19 protein-coding genes and 2 tRNA genes are annotated in these 19,540 nt (G+C 71.7%); 9 read left to right on the forward strand and 12 right to left on the reverse strand.

Translation table 11 applies throughout. The annotated features are described in order from the left end of the window. The first annotated feature begins 158 nt into the window (after nucleotides 1-158). From ACQE3L_RS06570 to ACQE3L_RS06595, 6 genes are all read left to right on the forward strand, one after another. Nucleotides 159-797 (forward strand): 50S ribosomal protein L1, encoded by a 639-nt coding sequence (locus ACQE3L_RS06570; RefSeq protein WP_426962970.1) that lies wholly within the window; start codon nucleotides 159-161, stop codon nucleotides 795-797. Continuing rightward, entirely contained in the window at nucleotides 794-1,831 is a 1,038-nt protein-coding gene (locus ACQE3L_RS06575; RefSeq protein ID WP_426962971.1) for a 50S ribosomal protein L10, read from the forward strand. Before ACQE3L_RS06570 ends, ACQE3L_RS06575 begins: the two co-directional genes overlap by 4 nt. Nucleotides 1,832-1,849: 18 nt before the next feature. Next, entirely contained in the window at nucleotides 1,850-2,185 is a 336-nt protein-coding gene (rpl12p, locus tag ACQE3L_RS06580) for a 50S ribosomal protein P1 (protein ID WP_426962972.1), read from the forward strand. 187 nt (nucleotides 2,186-2,372) lie between these two features. Continuing rightward, nucleotides 2,373-3,668, forward strand: a complete 1,296-nt coding sequence (gene gatD, locus ACQE3L_RS06585; RefSeq protein ID WP_426962973.1) for a Glu-tRNA(Gln) amidotransferase subunit GatD — start codon at nucleotides 2,373-2,375, stop codon at nucleotides 3,666-3,668. Then, on the forward strand, nucleotides 3,669-4,739 hold the full coding sequence (locus tag ACQE3L_RS06590; RefSeq protein ID WP_426962974.1) for a GNAT family N-acetyltransferase: 1,071 nt from the start codon (nucleotides 3,669-3,671) through the stop codon (nucleotides 4,737-4,739). It abuts the gene before it with no gap. Nucleotides 4,740-4,796: 57 nt separating this feature from the next. Then, nucleotides 4,797-5,012, forward strand: coding sequence for a hypothetical protein (locus ACQE3L_RS06595; RefSeq protein WP_426962975.1), 216 nt, complete (start codon nucleotides 4,797-4,799; stop codon nucleotides 5,010-5,012). A 29-nt stretch (nucleotides 5,013-5,041) separates the two neighbouring features. Here the strand turns inward: ACQE3L_RS06595 and ACQE3L_RS06600 are convergent, their stop codons facing one another. The 5 genes from ACQE3L_RS06600 to ACQE3L_RS06620 form a co-directional block, all read right to left on the reverse strand. After that, a complete protein-coding gene (locus ACQE3L_RS06600; protein WP_426963106.1) occupies nucleotides 5,042-5,815 on the reverse strand; it encodes an aldo/keto reductase in 774 nt (257 codons plus the stop codon). A gap of 153 nt (nucleotides 5,816-5,968) precedes the next feature. After that, nucleotides 5,969-6,448 carry a redoxin domain-containing protein gene (locus ACQE3L_RS06605; protein WP_426962976.1) on the reverse strand — a complete coding sequence of 160 codons (480 nt, stop codon included), beginning with the start codon at nucleotides 6,446-6,448 and terminating at the stop codon, nucleotides 5,969-5,971. A gap of 263 nt (nucleotides 6,449-6,711) precedes the next feature. Continuing rightward, on the reverse strand, nucleotides 6,712-8,100 hold the full coding sequence (locus tag ACQE3L_RS06610) for a glycoside hydrolase family 68 protein (protein ID WP_426962977.1): 1,389 nt from the start codon (nucleotides 8,098-8,100) through the stop codon (nucleotides 6,712-6,714). A gap of 109 nt (nucleotides 8,101-8,209) precedes the next feature. Beyond that, the gene (locus ACQE3L_RS06615; protein ID WP_426962978.1) at nucleotides 8,210-9,211 is read right to left on the reverse strand and encodes a lysylphosphatidylglycerol synthase transmembrane domain-containing protein; all 1,002 of its coding nucleotides are present in this window, start codon (nucleotides 9,209-9,211) and stop codon (nucleotides 8,210-8,212) included. Between the two features lie 180 nt (nucleotides 9,212-9,391). Beyond that, nucleotides 9,392-10,783, reverse strand: a complete 1,392-nt coding sequence (locus tag ACQE3L_RS06620) for a sulfatase (protein WP_426962979.1) — start codon at nucleotides 10,781-10,783, stop codon at nucleotides 9,392-9,394. Between the two features lie 128 nt (nucleotides 10,784-10,911). Between ACQE3L_RS06620 and ACQE3L_RS06625 the strand changes: the two genes are divergently transcribed. Next, a complete protein-coding gene (locus ACQE3L_RS06625) occupies nucleotides 10,912-11,865 on the forward strand; it encodes a glycosyltransferase (protein WP_426962980.1) in 954 nt (317 codons plus the stop codon). 46 nt (nucleotides 11,866-11,911) lie between these two features. Then, a complete protein-coding gene (locus ACQE3L_RS06630) occupies nucleotides 11,912-12,946 on the forward strand; it encodes a glycosyltransferase (RefSeq protein WP_426962981.1) in 1,035 nt (344 codons plus the stop codon). 60 nt (nucleotides 12,947-13,006) lie between these two features. Here ACQE3L_RS06630 and ACQE3L_RS06635 read toward each other — a convergent pair. From ACQE3L_RS06635 to ACQE3L_RS06650, 4 genes are all read right to left on the reverse strand, one after another. Continuing rightward, nucleotides 13,007-13,081 (reverse strand) — tRNA-Glu (locus ACQE3L_RS06635). Between the two features lie 200 nt (nucleotides 13,082-13,281). Then, a tRNA-Glu gene (locus ACQE3L_RS06640) sits at nucleotides 13,282-13,356 on the reverse strand. 105 nt (nucleotides 13,357-13,461) lie between these two features. Next, on the reverse strand, nucleotides 13,462-14,793 hold the full coding sequence (locus ACQE3L_RS06645) for a helix-turn-helix transcriptional regulator (RefSeq protein ID WP_426962982.1): 1,332 nt from the start codon (nucleotides 14,791-14,793) through the stop codon (nucleotides 13,462-13,464). 96 nt (nucleotides 14,794-14,889) lie between these two features. Further along, nucleotides 14,890-16,041, reverse strand: a complete 1,152-nt coding sequence (locus tag ACQE3L_RS06650; RefSeq protein ID WP_426962983.1) for a metal-dependent hydrolase family protein — start codon at nucleotides 16,039-16,041, stop codon at nucleotides 14,890-14,892. A 120-nt stretch (nucleotides 16,042-16,161) separates the two neighbouring features. On the opposite strand from ACQE3L_RS06650, the gene ACQE3L_RS06655 reads away from it, so the two are divergent. Next, nucleotides 16,162-16,896 carry an SDR family oxidoreductase gene (locus tag ACQE3L_RS06655; RefSeq protein WP_426962984.1) on the forward strand — a complete coding sequence of 245 codons (735 nt, stop codon included), beginning with the start codon at nucleotides 16,162-16,164 and terminating at the stop codon, nucleotides 16,894-16,896. Nucleotides 16,897-17,050: 154 nt separating this feature from the next. Here the strand turns inward: ACQE3L_RS06655 and ACQE3L_RS06660 are convergent, their stop codons facing one another. The 3 genes from ACQE3L_RS06660 to ACQE3L_RS06670 all read right to left on the reverse strand — a co-directional run bounded on the left by ACQE3L_RS06660 (nucleotide 17,051) and on the right by ACQE3L_RS06670 (nucleotide 19,484). Next, complete coding sequence (locus ACQE3L_RS06660; protein ID WP_426962985.1) at nucleotides 17,051-17,902, reverse strand: MOSC domain-containing protein; 852 nt, start codon at nucleotides 17,900-17,902, stop codon at nucleotides 17,051-17,053. 77 nt (nucleotides 17,903-17,979) lie between these two features. Further along, a complete protein-coding gene (psmA, locus tag ACQE3L_RS06665) occupies nucleotides 17,980-18,747 on the reverse strand; it encodes an archaeal proteasome endopeptidase complex subunit alpha (RefSeq protein ID WP_426962986.1) in 768 nt (255 codons plus the stop codon). A gap of 134 nt (nucleotides 18,748-18,881) precedes the next feature. After that, nucleotides 18,882-19,484 (reverse strand): metal-dependent hydrolase, encoded by a 603-nt coding sequence (locus ACQE3L_RS06670; protein WP_426962988.1) that lies wholly within the window; start codon nucleotides 19,482-19,484, stop codon nucleotides 18,882-18,884. Nucleotides 19,485-19,540 lie beyond the last annotated feature (56 nt).

The raw sequence follows: 19,540 nt of genomic DNA on the forward strand, positions 1-19,540 counted from the left end.
GAAACCGTCCGAGGACCCCGCCAGCAGGCGCGTGAAGCGGTCACACGCCCGACCCCCCTTCGACGGCTTTAAGGGCGGCATGGGCCACTATCCGATGAGACAGGCTTCGCCTGTTTCACTGACCCGTAGGAGCTACCTGCGTACTACGGAGGTGAAAAATGGCAGACACAATAGAGGAGGCAGTATCTCAGGCTCTCGACGAGGCCCCCGAGCGGAACTTCCGTGAAACGGTGGACCTCGCGATCAACCTTCGAGATCTCGACCTCAACGATCCGTCGAACCGCATCGACGAGTCCGTCGTGCTGCCGGCTGGAACGGGGCAGGAGACACAGATCGTCGTCTTCGCGGAGGGCGAAACCGCCGTCCGCGCAGAGGATGTCGCTGACGAAGTGCTTGACAGCGACGACCTCGAAGACCTCGGAGACGACGACGACCGCGCAAAGGACCTGGCCGATGAGACCGACTTCTTCATCGCCGAAGCCAGCCTGATGCAGGACATCGGTCGGTACCTCGGTACCGTCCTCGGTCCGCGCGGGAAGATGCCTACCCCACTGCAGCCGGACGACGACATCGTCGACACAGTCAATCGGATGAAGAACACGGTGCAGCTCCGGTCCCGCGACCGCCGGACGTTCCACACGCGCGTCGGCGCGGAGGACATGGACGCGGAGGACATCGCGAGCAACATCGACGTCATCATCCGCCGTCTCGAGGCCGACCTCGAGAAGGGCCCGCTCAACATCGACGGGATCTACGTCAAGACGACGATGGGTCCCGCGGAGGAGGTCCCGGTATGAGCTCCGTCCGCCAGACCGACACGATCCCCGAGTGGAAGCGCGAGGAGGTCGACGAGCTCGTCGACTTCATCGACTCGTTCGCGTCCGTCGGGATCGTCGGCGTCGCCGGCATCCCGAGCCGTCAGCTCCAGGCCATGCGCCGCGAGCTGCACGGCTCCGCCGACGTCCGGATGAGCCGCAACACGCTCGTCGTCCGCGCGCTGGAGGAAGTCGACGAGGGCGTCGAGCAGCTCACCCAGTACGTCGCCGGACAGGTGGCGCTCATCGGCACCAACGACAACCCGTTCGGCCTCTACAAGCAGCTCGAGGCCTCGAAGACGCCGGCCCCGATCAACGCCGGCGAGGTCGCCCCGAACGACATCGTCATCCCCGAGGGTGACACGGGGGTCGACCCCGGTCCGTTCGTCGGCGAACTGCAGACCGTCGGCGCCGCCGCGCGCATCCAGGAGGGCTCGATCCAGGTCACCGAGGACTCGAAGGTCCTCGAGGAGGGCGAGGTCGTCTCCGACGACCTGGCCAACGTCCTGACCGAACTCGGCATCGAGCCGAAGGAAGTCGGGCTCGACCTGAAGGGCGTCTTCTCGGAAGGCGTCCTCTTCGAGCCGGACGAGCTCGCCATCGACGTCGACGAGTACCGCGCGGACATCCAGTCCGCCGCGGCCGCGGGCCGCAACCTCTCGCTCAACGCGGAGTACCCGACCGCCGCCACCGTCGGCACCCTTCTCGCGAAGGGCTCCGGCGAGGCGAAGTCGGTCGCGCTCCACGCGGAGGTCGAGAGCCCGGACGTCGTGCCCGACCTCGTCGGGAAGGCCGACGCCCAGCTCCGCGCGCTCGCCGCGCAGATCGACGACGAGGAGGCGCTGCCGGAGGAGCTGCAGGGCGTGGACGCCGCGCCCGCCCCGGCCGCCGACGAGCAGGAGGAGGAACAGGCTGACGAAGAAGAGACCGCATCCGAGGACGCCGACGAGGCCGACGACTCCGACGACGAGGAGGACGGCGACGGCGGCGATGGCCTCGGAGCGATGTTCGGATAACCAACGGAGATCACAACAATGGAATACGTTTACGCTGCGCTCATCCTGAACGAATCGGGCGAGGAGATCAACGAGGACAACATCACCGGCGTGCTCGAAGCCGCCGGCGTCGACGTCGAGGAGTCCCGCGTCAAGGCGCTCGTCGCCGCGCTGGAGGACGTCGACATCGAGGAGGCCATCGAGACGGCCGCCGCCGCGCCCGCCGCGGGCGCCGCCGCGAGCGGCTCCGCCGGTGGCGAGGAAGAGTCCGAGGAGTCCGAGGAGGCCGAGGAGGAGGCCGCCGAGGAAGCCGAGGAAGACGAGGACGAGGAAGACGGCGACGAGGGCGAAGGGCTCGGCGAGCTCTTCGGCTGAGTCGGCGACAGAGCAGCCGCGTTCCGCGCCCGCGGGGGCGCCCGAACGCAGCCGCGTTCCTCACTCGCGAACCGCGATTTTTTGACCGGCCGCTCCGCGACCGCGAGCGACGGCGCCGGCGGTCGCGGTCGGCGGCCCGCCGCCCCGAACGGTTGGATTGAAGTCCGACCGCGGGGAATTCCGCCACATGCAACCCGGAGATCGCGTTCGCGTCGAGCGCGCGGACGTCACGAACGAGGGCGTGCTGATGCCCTCCTCGACGAGCGACCACCTCGTCGTGAAGCTCGACGGCGGCTACAACGTGGGGATCGACCGCGAGGCCGCCGACGTGGAGGTGCTGGAGTCGGGCGTCCACGAGGTCGACGAGGGCGGAGCGAACGAGCCGGGCGAGGTCTCGGAGATCAGCTTCGACGAGGAGCTCCCGACGGTGTCGCTCATCTCGACGGGCGGCACCATCGCCTCGACCGTCGACTACCGAACCGGTGCGGTGACCGCGCGCTTCGACGCCGAGGACGTGCTCCGGGCCGTCCCGGACCTGGCCGGCCGCGCGAACTACCGCGGCCGCGTCGTCGCGAACATCCTCTCGGAGAACATGGACCCCTCCATCTGGGTCGACCTCGCCGAGGCGGTCCGCGAGGAGATCGAGGCGGGCGCGGACGGCGTCGTCGTGATGCACGGGACGGACACGATGCAGTACTCGGCGTCCGCGCTGTCGTTCATGCTCGACACGCCGGTCCCGGTCGTCTTCACCGGGTCGCAGCGCTCGGCCGACCGCCCCTCCTCCGACAACGTGATGAACGCGGTGTGTGCCGTCGAGGCGGCGAAGGCCGACTGTTCGGAGGTGCTGGTCTGTATGCACGCCACCGAGAGCGACGACCGCTGCGCGCTCCACCGCGGCACGCGCGTCCGCAAGAACCACACCTCGCGCCGCGACGCCTTCGAGACGGTCGGCGCGAAGCCGCTCGGCGAGGTCGACTACGCGGCCGCCAGCGAGGCGGGCGGGTCGGACGAGGGGGCGGCCGACGGGGGCGCCGGCGTCTCCTTCCGGCGCGAGCACGCCGAGCGCGGCGCGACCGACCTCGCGCTCGCGGCCGACCTCGCGGCGGACGTGGAGCTCGTGAAGTTCACGCCCGGGATGGACCCGGCCGCGTGGGACTACCTCGACGACGCGGACGGCGTGGTGATCGAGGGGACCGGACTCGGCCACGTCCACACGGCCCTCATCCCGCGGGTCGAGGAGCTGGTCGAGTCGGGAACGACCGTCGTCATGACGAGCCAGTGTCTCGCGGGCCGGGTCTGTGACCGCGTCTACGACACCGGCCGCGACCTGCTCGACGCCGGCGTCGTGGAGGCGGGCGACACCCTCCCCGGTACCGCGAAGGTGAAGCTGATGTGGGCGCTGGCGAACGCCGAGAACCCGGCCGACGCGATGGGGCGAAACCTGGCCGGCGAGCTGACCGAGGAGTCCCAGCCCTGGCGATAGATGACCGACGACGACCCCGTCTCCGTCCGGCGGGCCCGCGCGGCGGACGCCGACGCAGTCGCCGCCTTCACCCGCGACACCTGGGGCGAGAGACACGGCGACTACGTCCCGGAGGCGTTCCCGCGGTGGGTCGAGGCGGACGACCCCGACCGGCGCACGTTCGTCGTCACGCTGCCGCCGGCGGCCGTGGCGGACGCCGTCGAGGGTGACCCGGCGGCGGACCCGAACCTTGTCGACGGGCGGCGCGTCGTGGGCTGTATCCAGGGCGTGCTGCTCTCGGAGTGGGAGGCGTGGGGGCAGGCGATCCGCGTCGACCCCGCCGCCCGCGGGTTCGGCGTCTCCAGACACCTCTCGCGGGCGGTCTTCGACTGGGGCCGCGAGCGCGGCGCGACGGTCTGCCGCAACATGGTGTTCTCGTGGAACGTCGCCGGCCTCGGCCAGTCGCGCGCGGTCGGCTTCGACCCCTGCACGGAGTTCCGGTTCCTTCAGCCGGTACCGGACGCCGAGGCGACCCCCGACCTCCCCGTCGCCGGAACCGGGAGCGGGACCGCCGGGGCGCCCGATCCCGACGCCGCCTGGAGCTTCTGGACGGACAGCGCCGCCCGCGAGCACCTTCGCGGGCTGTCGATGGACGCCGAGGAGTCGTGGGCGCTCTCGGCGCTGACGCGCGAGGAACTGGCGGCCGCCGCGGCCGACGACCGCCTGCTCGCGGTCCACGACGGCGGCGTCGCGGGGATGAGCTACCGGTCGTACACCCACGAGCGCGAGGCGGGGGACGGCGAGACGGACGGCCAGACGGACGACGGAGCGGACGCGGAGACGATAACGGAGGCCATCTACGGCGTCGCCGCGTGGCGCGACGCCGAGGCGGCCGCGGCGCTGCTGGCGGGGATCGCTCGCGACGCGGCGGCCGCCGGCGCCGACCGGACGCGCGTGCTGGTGCCGGAGGCGGCGGCGGTCGTCAGCGACGCGGCGGCCGCCCGCGTTCCGGTGGCCGACGAACCGGACTTCGTGATGGCCGCGGACCTCACGGACCCCGCCGTCGGCCGGATCCCGGACGGGGACGCGTAGCGCGGTCCGGGCCCCCGACCGTCACGCTCATTCGCCCCGCGCGCGAACGGGGACGCGATGGACCCGCTGTTCGTGGACCTGGCGACGGCTCGGACGCTGACGTACTACGGCGTGCTCTACGCGGTCGTCGTCGGGTTCGCGGTCTGGATCTACCGCGACGCGCGCTCCGAGGGAGTCCGCTACCCCGCCGTCTGGGCGCTCGCGACGCTCGTGTTCACCATCGTCCCCGTCGTCGCGTACATGCTCGTGAAGTCGCGGCGCGACGGGGCCTGATCGGTCGCCGACGCGGGATCGGCCCGGCGCTACTCCGGATACAGCTCCTCTTCGCGGTCGATCGCGTCGATCCGAGCCACGTCCTCCGGGTCGAGTTCGAGCGCCGCGGCCGCGAGGTTCGCGCGCTGGTGGGCCTCGCTCGAGGCCTTGGGGATCGCGACGACCGGGTCCTTCGCGAGGACCCAGGCCAGCGACACCGCCGCGGGCGTGGTCCCGTGTTTCTCCGCGACGGTCCGGAGCGCCTCGACCTCTCCGGCGCGGCCGCCCGCGAGCGGCGAGTAGGCCACCACCGGGTAGCCGTGCTCGCGGGCGTGGTCGAGCAGTTCAGGCCGGTGATACAGCGGATGCAACTCGGTCTGGTGGGCCGCGAGCCGGAGCCCGCGGTCCGCGAGGACCTCGACGGCGCGGTCGAGCTGGTCGCGCTCGAAGTTGCTGACGCCGACGTGGCGCACGAGCCCCTCGTCGACGAGGTCGGCCAGCGCCGACAGGGTCCCCTCGGGCTCGTAGCCGCCGCGCGGGCGGTGGACGTACAGCAGGTCGATGGCGTCGACGCCCAGCCGGTCGGCGCTCGCGCGGGCGCTCTCCGGAACCGCGTCGGGAGCCAGCGCGTCGATCCAGAGCTTGGTCGCCACGGTCACGTCCGCCCGGGAGAGGGCGGGAGCGGAGGAATCGCCGGCGCCACCGAGCGCGGCCGCCAGCCCCTCGCCGACGACCGCCTCGTTCTCGTAGATCTGTGCGGTGTCGAGGTGGCGGTAGCCGAGGTCCAGCGCCGCCCGGACGGCGGCGGGGTCCTCGATGCCCATCGTGCCGAGTCCGACTCGAGGAAGGTCGAGGGGGTGGTCGGCCGGCGGTCGGTCGGTCGGCACACGGTCCGTCGCGGCTCGGCTCTCGTCGGTCATGGCTTCCGCTCGGCGCGGGAGCTACTTATGTCGGCCGTCGTGGGTCGAAGCGAGGTCCTACGCCGCCTCGACGGCGTCCAGTAGCGCGCCGTAGTCGGGCTCGTTCGTCGGGTCGTCGGCGATCCACCGGTAGGTCACCGCCCCGTCGGCGTCGAGGACGAATACCGCGCGGTTGGCGATCCCGTACAGTCCGAGCTCCGCGATGTCCATCTCCAGTCCGTACGCCCGGATCGCGTCCCCGGCCATGTCGCTGACGAGGTCGAACTCGATCCCGTGTTCGTCGCGGAACGCGCCCTGCGAGAACGGCGAGTCCGCGCTCACCCCGAGGAGGGTCGCCCCCGCCTCCTCGAAGTCGCCGAGCCGTTCCTGAAGCGCCACCATCTCGTTCGTGCACGGCGGGGTGAACGCGCCCGGGAAGAACGCGAGCACGACGGGCCCGTCCCCGAGGCGGTCCGCGAGCGCGAACGCCTCGTGGTCGCTCGTGCCGAGCGTCGCTTCGAACCGCGGTGCGTCGTCGCCGGTCTCGGGTGCTGACATCGGCCACACTTGGCCCGCGAGTGACATAAATGGCGGGCGCCCGACCGCGTTTCCGAAGGGAGAAACCGGGCTGGCACGCTGAGGGGGCCGAGGAGTGAAGCGGAGACCACGGTGCTGTGGTGCGGTCGCGGTGCGGTCGCGGTTCCGGGAGGAACGGTCGAGTGCTGCAGCCCCGTTCGGCGGGTTCCGACACTCGACACGGGACACGCGTCCGAGGGGGAGTCAGCGGCGACCTCCGTCGTCTCCGGCCCAGCGACCGGGAGCTACCGCCGATAGGCGCCCGTCGCGCTCGTCGCCCCGAGCCGCCGCTCGACGGGCTCCAGGTCCTCGTCCGGGAGGGGCAGGTGACCGTGCCGCAGCGTGCCGGCGATGCGCGTCTCCGCGTCCGCGACGTCGAGGCGGAGCGTCGGCGCGAGCGTGCCGCCGAACCGGCGGAGCTGTTCCTCCTCCGGCAGGTGGGCGACCCCGTCGAGGTTCTCGCCGGCGTAGTCGTAGTAGTTGAAGAAGCTCACCGCGAGCAGTTCGTCCGCGTGCGGGTAGACCACCCACGAGTAGGCCTGGAACGGCGCGTTCGCGGGGTTGGTGGCGACGAGCCCGTGGCCGTTCAGCGGCTCGTAGTCGCCGCCGAGCGAGTCGGCGACGAACCCGTAGAGGGCGTCGTACCCCTCCAGCCCGGGGGCGAACGTGTGGAGGTGGCTGGAGACGAACAGGTAGTACCGACCGTCGCGGACGACCACGTGGGGGCGTTCCAGTTCCTGATTCACGCAGACGGCCTCGAGAAGCGGCGGCCGGAGCTCCCAGTCCATCGGGTCGCCGGTCGGGGAGTGGGCGACGCCCACGCTGCCGTTGAACTCCTGCTGGGCGGGGTCGCCGCCGCAGGCGTCCGACCCCTCCGGGACCGGCGTGTTCGCCTCGAACAGCAGATACGTCTCGCCGGTCGCGGGGTCCTCGAAGAACCACGGGTCGCGGAAGGTGTAGGTCATCCCCCGCGACTGGGCCTCGCGCTCGTAGTGGTCGCCGTCCGGTTCCAGCAGGACCTCGTGGTCCCACGGGCCGGCTATCTCCACGCCGTCGCCGGTCGCGGAGATGGATCCCCCCGAGGCGCCCGCGATGCGCTGTTCGTAGCTCAACTCGTCGCTTCCCCGGCGGCCGGCCGCGGTGTAGTAGCAGTAGAGTTCGTCCGCCTCGGCGTCGTACATCGCGGAGCCGGCCCACTGGCGGGAGCCGTAGGGGACGGCGGTGGACGCGCCTTCGTCGTCGACGCTCTCGGGGCGCTGCGGGTCGTTCGGCTCCGAATCGTCCGACTCCCCGAACACCGGCCCGCCGTGGGTCCAGTGTTCGCCGTCCGCGGCGTAGAAGTAGTGGTGGCGCGCCACGTCGTGTCGCTTGCCCGGGAGCAGGTCGTCCGGCGTCGTGAGCGCGATCAGGACGCGGTAGCCGCCGACCTCCGCGAGGCTCCCGTCGCGGGCGCGGAGCGGCCACGTGTCCCAGACGTGGAGGCCGCCGAAGGTGTCGTGCTCGGGCGGGTAGATGACCGGTGCGACCGCGTCCGGGTCCCGATCCAGCCCCGCCGCCTGCTCGCGCGTCCACGCGGGCGTCTCCGCGGTCTCGCGTCGAGGAACGTCCTCCTCGCGTCGAGGGGTGTGATCCATACGCACGTCTGCGAGGGTCGTGCGAAAAACTCTTTCTTCATGTACTCGGTCGGTAGTTAATGAACCACTCCGGCGGAGTTCCGCCGGTACTCCCCCTGCGAGCTGCGGATCAGTCCCGGAGCGTGAGCATCGAGGCGTAGCCGACGAGCAGGCCGGGCCAGTAGGTCGTGAGCCGGAAGAGGACCGCGGCGGTCAGCGCGACCGACAGGTCGACGGCGTAGAAGACGGTCACCAGTCCGGAGAAGGCGGCCTCGTAGGTGCCGGAGCCGCCGGGCGTCGGCGAGACGGTCGCGATCACCGAGAGGTTCACGATGAAGTACAGCGGGACGAACGCCGGCTCCAGCCCCAGCGAGAGGAGGACGAAGTACAGCGAGACGATCTGTGCGAGGATCGCGAGGTGCGAGCCGAGCGCGGTCGTCACGAGGAAGCGCCGGTCGCTGCCCGCCTCCTGGAACGACGACTCGATGTTGCGGACGCGCTCGCGGATCGACTCGAAGAACCCCTCCCCGCGGTCGACCCGGCGCTCGACCGCGTCGACGGCGGCGACGACCGCGCCCGACAGCGTCGCGTCGTCGGACCAGAGGAGGTACGCCACCAGCGACGCGGCGAGCAGCAGCACGACCGCGGCCGCGCCCACGTCCGCGAGGAAGCCGGTCAGCGCGCCCCGCAGCGCGAGGTAGACGACGCCCCCGAGCGTGAACGTGAAGAAGGGGACCGCGTTGATCAGGTCCGCGGAGACGACGCACGCGAGGCTGCGCTCGTAGTCGGTGCCGGTGTTGTCCGAGACGATGTACGCCATCACCGGCTCCCCGCCGAACTGCCCGAGCGGCGTGATGGAGTTCAGGAAGTGGCCCGTCATGAACATCCGGAGGGTGCGGGAGACGGTCGTCTCCATCCCCATCTGCCCGAAGAAGCGGTGCCAGACCCATGCCCACACCAAAAGCGAGGAGAAGCCGACGCCGAGCGCGACCGCGAAGAAGCGCGGGTCGGCCGCCCGGATCGACCCGAGGAACTTGTCGAGGTCCGCGAGGTACACCAGCGCCAGAAACAGGACGGTGGCGACCGCGAACCAGAAGACCCCCTTCCGACCGACCTGTCGTGATACGTTCATAGCGTCGTGAGTGCCGGACGGCGTGCGGCGGCGCTCCCCCGCTCGCGAGTCGACGCGACGGAGCGCGGTCCCGCGGGCGACGCCCGGTGGTTGTCGGCACCTCGCCCCCCGGAGCAAAAGGGTTGCCCGTTTCGCCCGCCCGGGGCGGCTCCCTCGCCAGGCGGCGGGGGTCGCCGCGGCTTATTTGTACCCGAGGGCTTCGAGCCGCTCCGCGATCTCCTCGTCCGCCTCGGGGCCGCCGCCCCGCTCGGCGTCCGCGTCGGCGTCCGCGTCGACGTCCACGTCGCCGATCGCGTCCACCTCAGCGCGGAGGTCGGCCGGGACGGGGACCGACTCCCCGCTCCCGCGGTCGACCGCGGCGTAGGTCGCGGCGCCGTCGGCGTCGATCCGCTTGACGACCTTGTGGTCCGCGTCCGCGACGTACCGGTACTTGCAGTAGTAGTCGTCCCACGCCTCGCTCGGGATGAAGCCCGTGAAGTTCTCGGGGTACTCGATGCCGCCCCGCGCGACCTCCGCGACCGCACTCCCTCGCTCCGGCTCCGGCGCGATCCCCGCCCATCCCGGCACGAGGTCGTGGAGGCGGCGGAGCTCCGTCAGCCCCGGCTCGGTACCGGCATCGCGGTCCGGGTCGTCGACCAGCAGGACCGCGTTCGTGACCGGCTCCGAGACCGTGAACTGGTGGCCGAAGCTCCCGTCCGCGCCGCCGAGCGCCTGCCCGTGGTCCGACAGCAGGACGACGACGGTGTCCTCGGCGAGCCCGTTCCTGTCGAGCGCGTCGCGGACCCGCCCGACGAGGTCGTCGGTGTAGTCGACGGAGGCGTCGTACACCTTTCGGAGCGCGTCGTAGTCGATGTCGTCCATCGTGAACACGTCCTTCTGTCGGTGGGGGATGGCCGCGTCCGGGTCGACGCCGTGTTTCTCCTGGTAGCGCTTGGGAGGGTGATACGGCTCGTGCGGCTCCATCAGGTTCGTGTAGAGGAAGAACGGCTCCGCCTTCTCTCCCGCACGGTCGTCGAGGAAGTCCTCCACCGCCTCGACCGTCTCCGCGGACTTACAGGAGTCGTCCACGTCGAACAGGCGGAAGACGCGGTCGAGTTGGCGCCCGATCAGGCGGCGCGTGCCCGACCCGAGCGCGTGGAACGCCCGCGCGCCGAGCTTCGAGAGCCGGACGCTCAGGGGGTTGTCCGCCGTCCCGAGGAAGTTCTCCACCTCGTCGAAGTCGTCGGTCATCCCCTTGTGGGGGGTGATCCAGACGTTCGGCGTGACCGCGGCGGTGTGGTAGCCGGCGTCCCGGAACCGGGCGACGAACGTCTCGCGGTCGGCCGGGAAGTAGCTCCGCGCGTGGGTGGTGCCGTGCTCCCACGGGTACTCGCCGGTGAACATCGAGGCGTGCGACGGGAGCGTCCACGGCGCCTGCGCGACCGCGTCCTCGAACACCACGGCGTCGTCCGCCAGGTCGCCGATGTGGGGCGTGAACTCCACGTCGCCGTTGTACGGCGAGATCCGGTCCTTGCGCAGCGAGTCGAGGACCAGGAACACCACGTTCTTCTCCTCGGAACCGGCGTCGTCCATGGGTCGACTCCGGGCGTGCGGCCTGTTAGGTACTCCGGTCCGGGAGCGGCGAGGGTCCCCCTCCACCCTCGTCGACGACCGCGGCGATGTCGCGGCCGATTTATACGGGCCGCGAGAACGGGCCACGTATGACCGACAAGGTGGCGATCGTCTACTGGTGTGACGGCGCGGGCCACGCGGCCCGGGCCATCCCGGTCGCCAAGGAGTTCGAGTCCCGGGGCATCGAGGTGGCGATGGCCGGGGGCGGGCAGGGGAAGCCGTTCGTGGAGCTGAACGGCTTCGACCACCCGGACCTCACGACGGTGGCGGTGAAGGGGGACGGGCCGGTCGACTTCCTGCGCCACTCGCTGTTCGACCTGGCGCCCTCCGCAGTCCGCCGGACGCGGGAGCTGTCCGCGTGGCTCGACGCGGAGGACCCCGACGTGCTCGTGACCGACGACCTGTTCGCGGCGGTCTGCGCGGCGCGGAAGGGGCTCGACTTCTACCGCATCGACCACCTGACGACGGACCTGTTCGGGCCCGTCTGGGGCACCCCGCTCGCCGTCTACAACGAGGTCTCGCTCCGGTTCGCGGAGGGGATCGTCGTCACCTCGCTGTGGCCCGACGAGCCGGCCCCCGAGGGGATCACCCGCGTCGGCCCGCTGGCACAGGAGGGCGACCCCGACGACGCCGTCGAGCCGTACGACGTCCTCCTCAGCCCCGGCACGCACGGCGAGGACTTCGACGCGATCCGCGAGCGACTGGAGGCGGACGGCCTCGACGTGCGGACCGTCGGCGACGACGACTGGGAGACCAAGCCCACGATGACGCCGTACACCGCCGCCGCGGACGTGGTGGTCTGTACCGGCTTCTCCTCCATCGCGGACACCGTGGTCGCGGGGACGCCCTGCGTGATCTACCCGTTCCTGCCGTTCCAGAAGGCGATCGCGGACGGCGCCGCGGAGCGAGGGATCGAGGGCGTCGCCCGGGCGAGCTCCGTCGGCGAGGCCGTGACGCAGGCGAAACGCCTCCGGGCGCTCGACGAGCGCCCGACGTATGAGAACGGCGCGCCAGCGTTCGTCGACGCGGTGGTGGACGAATGAGCCCGGACCGCCGACGCCGAACGACCCCGTGCGACACCGACCAGCCATGAGGATCGGCTTCTTCACCGACAGCTACTTCCCCGGCATCGACGGGGTGACCTACACCATTCAGGCGTGGCGGGATCGCCTGGAGGACCGCGGCCACGAGGTGTCCGTCGTCTACCCCGACGGCGACTACGAGCCGGGTCCACACGAGTTCCCCGTCCCGTCGCTCCCGAACCCCTTCTACGAGCAGTACCGGCTCCCGCTGTACCGGCGGCTGTCCTCGCTGCCCGAGTTCGACGTGGTCCACTGTCACGGTCCGGCCTCGACCGGCCTGATGGGCCGGCGGTACGCGCGCAAGCGCGGGGCCGCGTCCGTGTACACCCACCACACGCCCATCGAGGACTACCTGATCCAGGGGCTCAAGGTGGAGACCGCCGCGGACTTCGCGGGGCGACTCTACGTGGCCTACGAGAACCGGTTCCTGCGGTCGTTCGACTGCGTGACGGCCTCCACCTCCCGGATCCGGCGCGACGTGGAGCACCGACAGCTCCCGGTCGGCATCGAGATGGACACCTTCCGTCCCGGCGCGGACGGCATGTTCCCCGATGACGAGACCGTGATCGGCTACAGCGGCCGCCTCTCGGCCAAGAAGAACGTCGACGAGATACTCCGGCTGGCGGAGGCGATGCCGGAGTACCGATACGTGATCGTCGGCGAGGGACCGGAGCGTGAGTCGCTGGAACGGGACGCCCCCGCGAACGTGGAGTTCCGGGACTTCTTCCCTCGCGAGCGGCTCCCGGAGTTCTACGCCTCGATGGACGTCTTCGTCACCGCCTCGACCTGCGACACGCTGGGGCTGTCGACGCTGGAGGCGAACGCCTGCGGCACGCCGGTCGCGGCCGCGGACGTGGCGCCCTTCGACGAGACCATCGGGTCGGACAACGGTGCCCGCTTCGCGTTCGGCGACGTGCAGTCGATGCGGGACGCGGTCGAGGACTGCCTGACCGGGGGCCGCGACACGCGCGAGGCCGTGCAGGAGTTCTCCGTCGACCGGACGGTCGACGAGTTGGAAGCGATCTACCGCGGCGAGGCGTGACCCAACCGCGGTCGAACCCGTTCCACGGGGCCGCGGCTGTCGGGTTGGGGTCGAGAGAAATGCTCCGACAGGGATTCGAACCCTGGTCATTGCCGTGAGAGGGCAATATGATTGGCCGGACTACACTATCGGAGCGTCCGTCTTCGCATTCACGGCTTGGCCGGAGGCCCGTAAAACGGCTCCGATCTCGGATCGCCGTGCGACGGCGTGACGCGGGACGATCGCGGTGCGTCCCCGCGAGGGAGTTCCGAGCGCGATACGTCGAGGGAGAGGGGAGGCTAGTCGGCGTGGCGTCGAGGGAGGGCCGGGGCTAGTCGTGGCGGCGTCGAGAGAAATGCTCCGACAGGGATTCGAACCCTGGTCATTGCCGTGAGAGGGCAATATGATTGGCCGGACTACACCATCGGAGCGACGGTGTCGCGTACACCCTTCGGTATGCCGGTCCCGAGTAAAACAGTTGCGTTTCGCCCCCACATTGTGCCGCCGTGACGCGGTCCGATCGGCCGACGTGGCGGTCACTCCTCGTCGAACGGCGACCCGGCCGCGGACGGTTCGGACCCGTCGAGGCTGACGACGTTCTCGCGGCCGACGCGGAGCTTCGAGACCGCTCCCTCCTCCTCCATCTCCGAGAGCAGGACGCTCACCTTCGACTTCGACCAGCCCGTCTCGTCGACGATGCGGTGCTGCTTCATCCGTCCCCCGTTCTCGCGGAGCAGTCGCACGACGCGGTCCTCGTCCGAGAGCAGTTCCTCGTCCGGGACCGAGGGCTCGGCGGTCGCCGCGGCCCCGCTGGCCGCGGCTTCTCCCCCGGTCGCCCCCTCGTCGCCGGCCCCTGCGTCCGCCCCGTCGTCCGCCCCGTTCGCGGCGTCCGCGGTGTTCCCGGCGCCGTGGTCCCCCGATCCGGACCCGATCGGTCCCGGAAGGCCGGAACCGGCGGATCGGGACGCGAGCAGTCCGGCCCCGGACAGCACCGCGAGCACCCCGAGCAGCGCCGCCAGCAGCGGGAGCCGATCGCTCCACGGCCCGTCCTCCCCCGTCACCGGGGAGCCGGTCGCGGGCGCGCTGCCGGTCCCCCCCACCGTCCCTCCGTCGGTCCCGTCGGTCGTCTCCATCGCGGCTGCGGGCCGGAGGACGACCCGGGGCCGACGGTCGGTGAATTGGCGTTCGCCGCTCCAGGTGACCGTGTCGCTGTCGGTCAGCGAGTCGGGGTTCGACTGGGTGGCCTGCGGGTCGACGCTCGCGAACGCGAGCCCCTCGCCGGGCTCGACGACGAGTTCCTGGTCCGGCCCGACGTAGATGCCGCCCTCGAACACGTCGCCGACCACGACGCGGTCGCCGTCGACCGCCGCGAACCCCGACCACGTGAACGAGAGCTCGACGACGCCGATGTCGTTGCCGAGGCTCGAGCGCACGAACGCGTCACGCGAGAAGTTCCCGGCGCTCATCTCGCGGTCGACGACCCCCTCGCCGTCGGCGACCAGCCCGCGCGCGTCCTCCGTGAACGCCCGATAGCGGTCGGTCTCGTTCTCGCGGAACTCCGCGGCGAACGACTCGAACGCCTCCCGCTCGTCGTCGGTCTCCAGCGGTCGCTCGTACCGGAACGTCCAGACGCCGTCGCCCTCCGCGGTCACCCTGATGCGGACGACGCTCCGCTCGAAGCTCCCGTCCTGCGCCGCGGCGCTCACGGGCGCCGTCGAGTCGCCCAGCGCCGGGCGCTCGCCCGCGGCGGCGGCGACCGGCGAACTGCCGCCCGCCGAACCGGCGGCCGCGACCGCCGCGGCGCCGCAGCCCGACGCCGCGAACACGGCGACGACGAGCGCGATAGCGAGGAGTGGCCGACGGCCCATTACCTGAAGGCCCGCTCCGGCAGTAAAAAGCGCTTATGACCGCGGCCGGTCGGCGGATGCGACGATGGCCGTCCCCACCGTCGGGGCCGGGGCCGGTCAGGCGACGCGGTCGCCCGCGGCGAAGACGGACTCGGGCGACTGCCAGGCCGTCGCGTCCTCGTTCGGATCGGCGTCGAGCACGACGAGATCGGCGCGGTGCCCCTCGGCGACGCGCCCCACGTCGTCGAGACCCAGCAGGTCGGCGGCGTTGACCGTCGCCGCCTCCAGCGCCTCGGCCGGCGACAGCCCGTACTCGACCATGTGGACCATCTCCTGAGGAATCTCCGCGAAGTCGTTGAACGGGGTTCCGGCGTCGGTTCCCATCGCCACCGTCACGCCGGCGTCGAGCGCGCGGTCCCACGCGTCCGCGAAGTGCTCCGCGGAGACCTCGGCCTTCTCGACCGCGGACTCCGGGATCCCCGCCTCGACGCCGTTCTCGACGATGCCGTGGAGCGCGCTCGCGGTGGGCACCCAGTAGGTCCCCTTCTCGGCCATCCGTTCCGCCGTCTCGGCGCTCATGAAGGTGCCGTGCTCGATGCTGGTGATCCCCGCCTCGACGGCGTTTCGGATCCCTTCGTCGCCGTGGGCGTGGGCCGCGGTCGGCGTGTTCGTCGGCGCCGCCGCGTCGACGACGGCCTCCAGCTCGTCCGGCGTCAGCTCCGGCGCGCCGGTGACCGCGCCCTCGGTGAGGACGCCGCCGGTCGCCATGCACTTGATCACGTCCGCGCCGCGGTGGAGCTGCTCGCGGGCGGCCTTCCGCACCTCGGCGGGGCCGTCCGCCTCCCGACCGAACCAGTGGCCGTGGCCGCCGGTCATGATGACGTTCTGTCCGCACGCGAGCACGCGCGGCCCGTCGACGACGCCCTCCTCGACCATGCGGGCGGCGTCGAGCGCGAGCGTGTCGCGCGCGCCCAGGTCGCGGACGGTCGTGACGCCCGCGCGCAGCGCGGCCGACAGGTTCTCCGTCGCGCGATACGCGGCCTCGTAGGCGCTCTCGTCGGTCGCGCTCGCCACGTCCGGCCGGCCGTCCATCATCAGGTGGACGTGCGCGTCGATCAGCCCCGGTGCGACGACCTTCCCGGAGACGTCCGTCTCGGTCTCGCCGCGGCCGAGGTCCCCGACCGCCACGATCTCGCCGTCCTCGACCGCCACGTCCGCCTCGCGGGTGCCGTCGGCGTCCGCGACGCGTCCGCCTCGTAACACGTGCATGGCTGGTCCTTGCCGGCTGCGGTCCTAAAGCGTGGGGTCTCGGCAGTTCCGACGCGTCAACAGCCGGCGAAGATCGCCGGAGAACGCGGAGCCAGGAGCATACGGGTGCTACCGAGGACCATGGTCGACCTGTCCACATCGACGGCGCTCGTCACGGGCGCGAGTTCGGGCATCGGCGCGGCGACCGCGCGCACGCTGGCCGCCGAAGGGGCGGATCTGGCGCTCTGCGCGCGGAGCGAGGACGACCTCCGCGCGCTCGCGGACGATCTGCGCGACCGGCACGACGCCGCGGTGCTGGTCGCCCCCGCCGACGTGCGCCGGGACGCCGAGGTGGTCGCGGCCGTCGAGGCGACCGTCGACCGGTTCGGCGGCCTCGACGCCGTCGTGGCGAACGCGGGCGTCGGCCGGGGGAGCGACGTGGCGACGATGAGCGACGAGGCCTACGAGGCGATGCAGGAGACCAACGTGGACGGCACGTTCTACCTGACGCGGGCGGCCCTGCCGCACCTCGTGGCGGCGTCCGGGAACCTCGTCGTCGTGGGGTCGTTCGCGGGGCAGTATCCGCGGTCGTACAACCCCGTCTACGCCGCCACCAAGTGGTGGGTCCGGGGGTTCGCCCACAGCGTCGCGGCGCAGGTCGGCGACGAGGGCGTCGGCGTCTCCGTGATCAACCCGAGCGAGGTCAGAACGCGGTTCGGCGAGGCGGACGGCGAGGCGTTCGAGGAGCGCTTCGACCCCGGCGAGGTCACCGAACCCGAGGAGGTCGCCGAAGCGATCGCGTTCGCGGCCGGCCAGGAGGGCTCAACGGTCCAGGAGCTCGACCTCTACCGCCGGGACAAGCTGACGGGCCTGTAGCGCCTCGCGCCGGCCGAACGTTCAAAAGGGAGACGGCGCCGATCGGTCCACGGCCGGGCGTCGCGGGCGACGGCGACCGGCCAGCCACGGTCCGCGCCCGCGTGGACCCGGCCCGCGAACTGACGGCCCGCCAGTTCGCGGCGGCCAGCGACGGCTACGCCGACTCCGGGGCCGACGTGGTCCCCAGCACCTCGACCTCGTCGCCGACCGCGATCTCGGCGCCCGCGGTCGCCGCCGGCGTCTCCGTGTTCACCATCAGCCGGAAGTCGTGGTCGAACCAGTCGCCGCCCGACCACTCGGGCATGGTGGCGCGGCGGCGCTCCAGAAACGTCTCCCGGAACCCCGGCGTCTCGGAGCCGGTGTCCGGGTCGCGGCTCGGCACGACACACCGCTGACAGGGGTTGACGCCCAGCAGCTCGGCGTCGCCGACTCGGAACCGGACCCGCGACGCGCGGTCGGCGAACAGGCGGTCCTCCCAGAACGCGGGGCAGTCCGCGAGGACGACGTTCGGTCGCAGTCGCCGACACATCTCGTCGGCGTCGACGCCGTCGTACCACGAGGCTACCTCCGCGAGCGTCGCACGCGAGACGACCGTGGGGCCGCGCGCGCTCGCGTCGTCGGGGAACCCGCCGTCGTCGCGGACCACGTGCACGGGATAGCCGTAGTGCTCACCGAGCCACGCGGCCATGGCCTCCGTCCCGCCCGGCAGGTCGAACGTCCGCGGGCCGCGGTCCGGCGTCGCGAGCGTGACGCTCGCGGGCGTCGCGTCGGCCGGTTGCGGGAGGTCGTAGGAGGCGCGAACCTCGTGGACGCGGCGCTCGCTCTTGCCGTTCACGTAGCCGCCCCCGCCGCCGACGGAGGCGGTCTCGGGGTCCGCGTCCGCTTCGAGCACCGCGTACGAGCGGTCGCCCGCGAGCGGCGCGTCCTCCGGGAGTCGCGCCCGTTTGCGGTCGGCTCCGTCCATCGACTTCACCGGATAGGCGATCAACCGGTCGACGCGTGTCATGGGATCCGGTGGGGACGCGCAATGAAAGAAATGTCGTCGCCGGGCCGGATGCGCGCCGGCTCGGCGGGGCGGTCGCGTTACTCCTCGTCGTCAGTCGCGTCGTCGTCAGTCGCGTCCTCGCCGTCGTCCTCGTCCGGGAGGCCGGCGACGACGTCGTCGATCTCGTCCTCCGAGAGGACGCGGTAGCCGTCCTCGGTCACGGTGGCGACGGAGATGTCGTCCGCGTCGAGGTCCTCCTCGTGGACGCGAAGGGCGCGCACGGCGAGTTCGACGCCCTCCTCGACGGTGAGTTCCGCGTTCCACTCCTCCTCCAGGAACGACTGGATGTCCTGCCGGCCGCCGCCGATGACGGTCGCCTTCCACTCGTGGGGCGTGCCCGAGGGGTCGGCGCCGAACAGGCGCGGCTCGCCGTTCTCGATGCCGCCGATGAGCAGCGCGGCGCCGTACGGGCGCGTGCCGCCCAGCTGCGTGTTCTCTTGGACGTGGTCGGTGACGTGCTTGGTCAGCGTCTCGACGCCGACCGGCTCGCCGTAGCGGAGCCGGTTCATCTGCGTCTGCCGGCGCGCGAAGTCGATCAGCTGGCGCGCGTCCGCGACGTGGCCCGCGCTCGCGGTGCCGACGTGGTCGTCGAGCTTGTGGAGCTTCTCGATGCTCTCCGCCTCCATCAGCGAGGAGGAGGCGCGGCTCATCGCCGCGAGGACGACCCCGTCCTCGGTACGGACGCCGACGCTCGGCGCGCCGCGCGAGACCGCCTCGCGGGCGTACTCGACCTGGTAGATCCGGCCGTCCGGGGAGAACAGCGAGGTCCCGCGGTCGTACGCCTGCTGGTCGTTGCCCTGCATCATCGCCCTCCGTCCTGCGTCGTTCGGCGTGCGTTCATTAGCGTCCCGTACACGCCCGGCAGGGAAAAACCCTCCTTAACCGGCCCACGCCGCGGCCGCCGAGGCCCTCTTCCCGCTCGAAGCGAGACCCGTCCCAGTCACTCGAAGTAGCGACGCGGCACGTACTCCCGGAAGCGCGACGGCACCCGGGACGCGAGCGCCGCCGCGATCTCCGGGAGACGGCGTCGAAGCGCCACGTAGACCGCCGAGACCGCGAGCATTCCGACGGCCGCGATCCATAGCGGCCCATCCGCCACGTACAGCACCGGCGCGGCGGCGACCGCCGCGATGGCCAGGTCCTCGGGGGAGCCGTCGTACCGGATCCACCGTCTGGGCGCGATCCACTTGCCGCGCGCGTGGTCGTAGATGGCGCGGTCGGACCGGCCCTCCCACGGGCGGAGTTCGAGCCCGCCCCCGAACACGTCCATCAGGCAGTGGAGCGCGGCGGCCGCCGTCAGCACCGCCGCCGCGAGGAGCCACGGGCCGCCGGCGACCGCCGCCGCGGCCGCGAGGAGCGCCGCGGCGACCGTGTAGTAGACGGGGAAGTGAAGCGTCCGGCGGTGCCCCCGGTAGAGGTCCAGGTCCGGCAGGGCGCCGCCGACGAGTCCGGCCACCAGAAGGAGCGGGGCAAGCTCGGGCGACCGCAGGGCGACGGGCACCGCGAGCGCCATCCCCGCCAGCGCGTGGGTCGTCTGCATCATGTTTCGTCCCAACCGAGGCGACAGAAGGGCATAAGGGTGTCCCCGGACTTCAAGAC

This window comes from Haloparvum alkalitolerans, from assembly GCF_050122995.1.
Lineage (GTDB): Archaea > Halobacteriota > Halobacteria > Halobacteriales > Haloferacaceae > Haloparvum > Haloparvum alkalitolerans.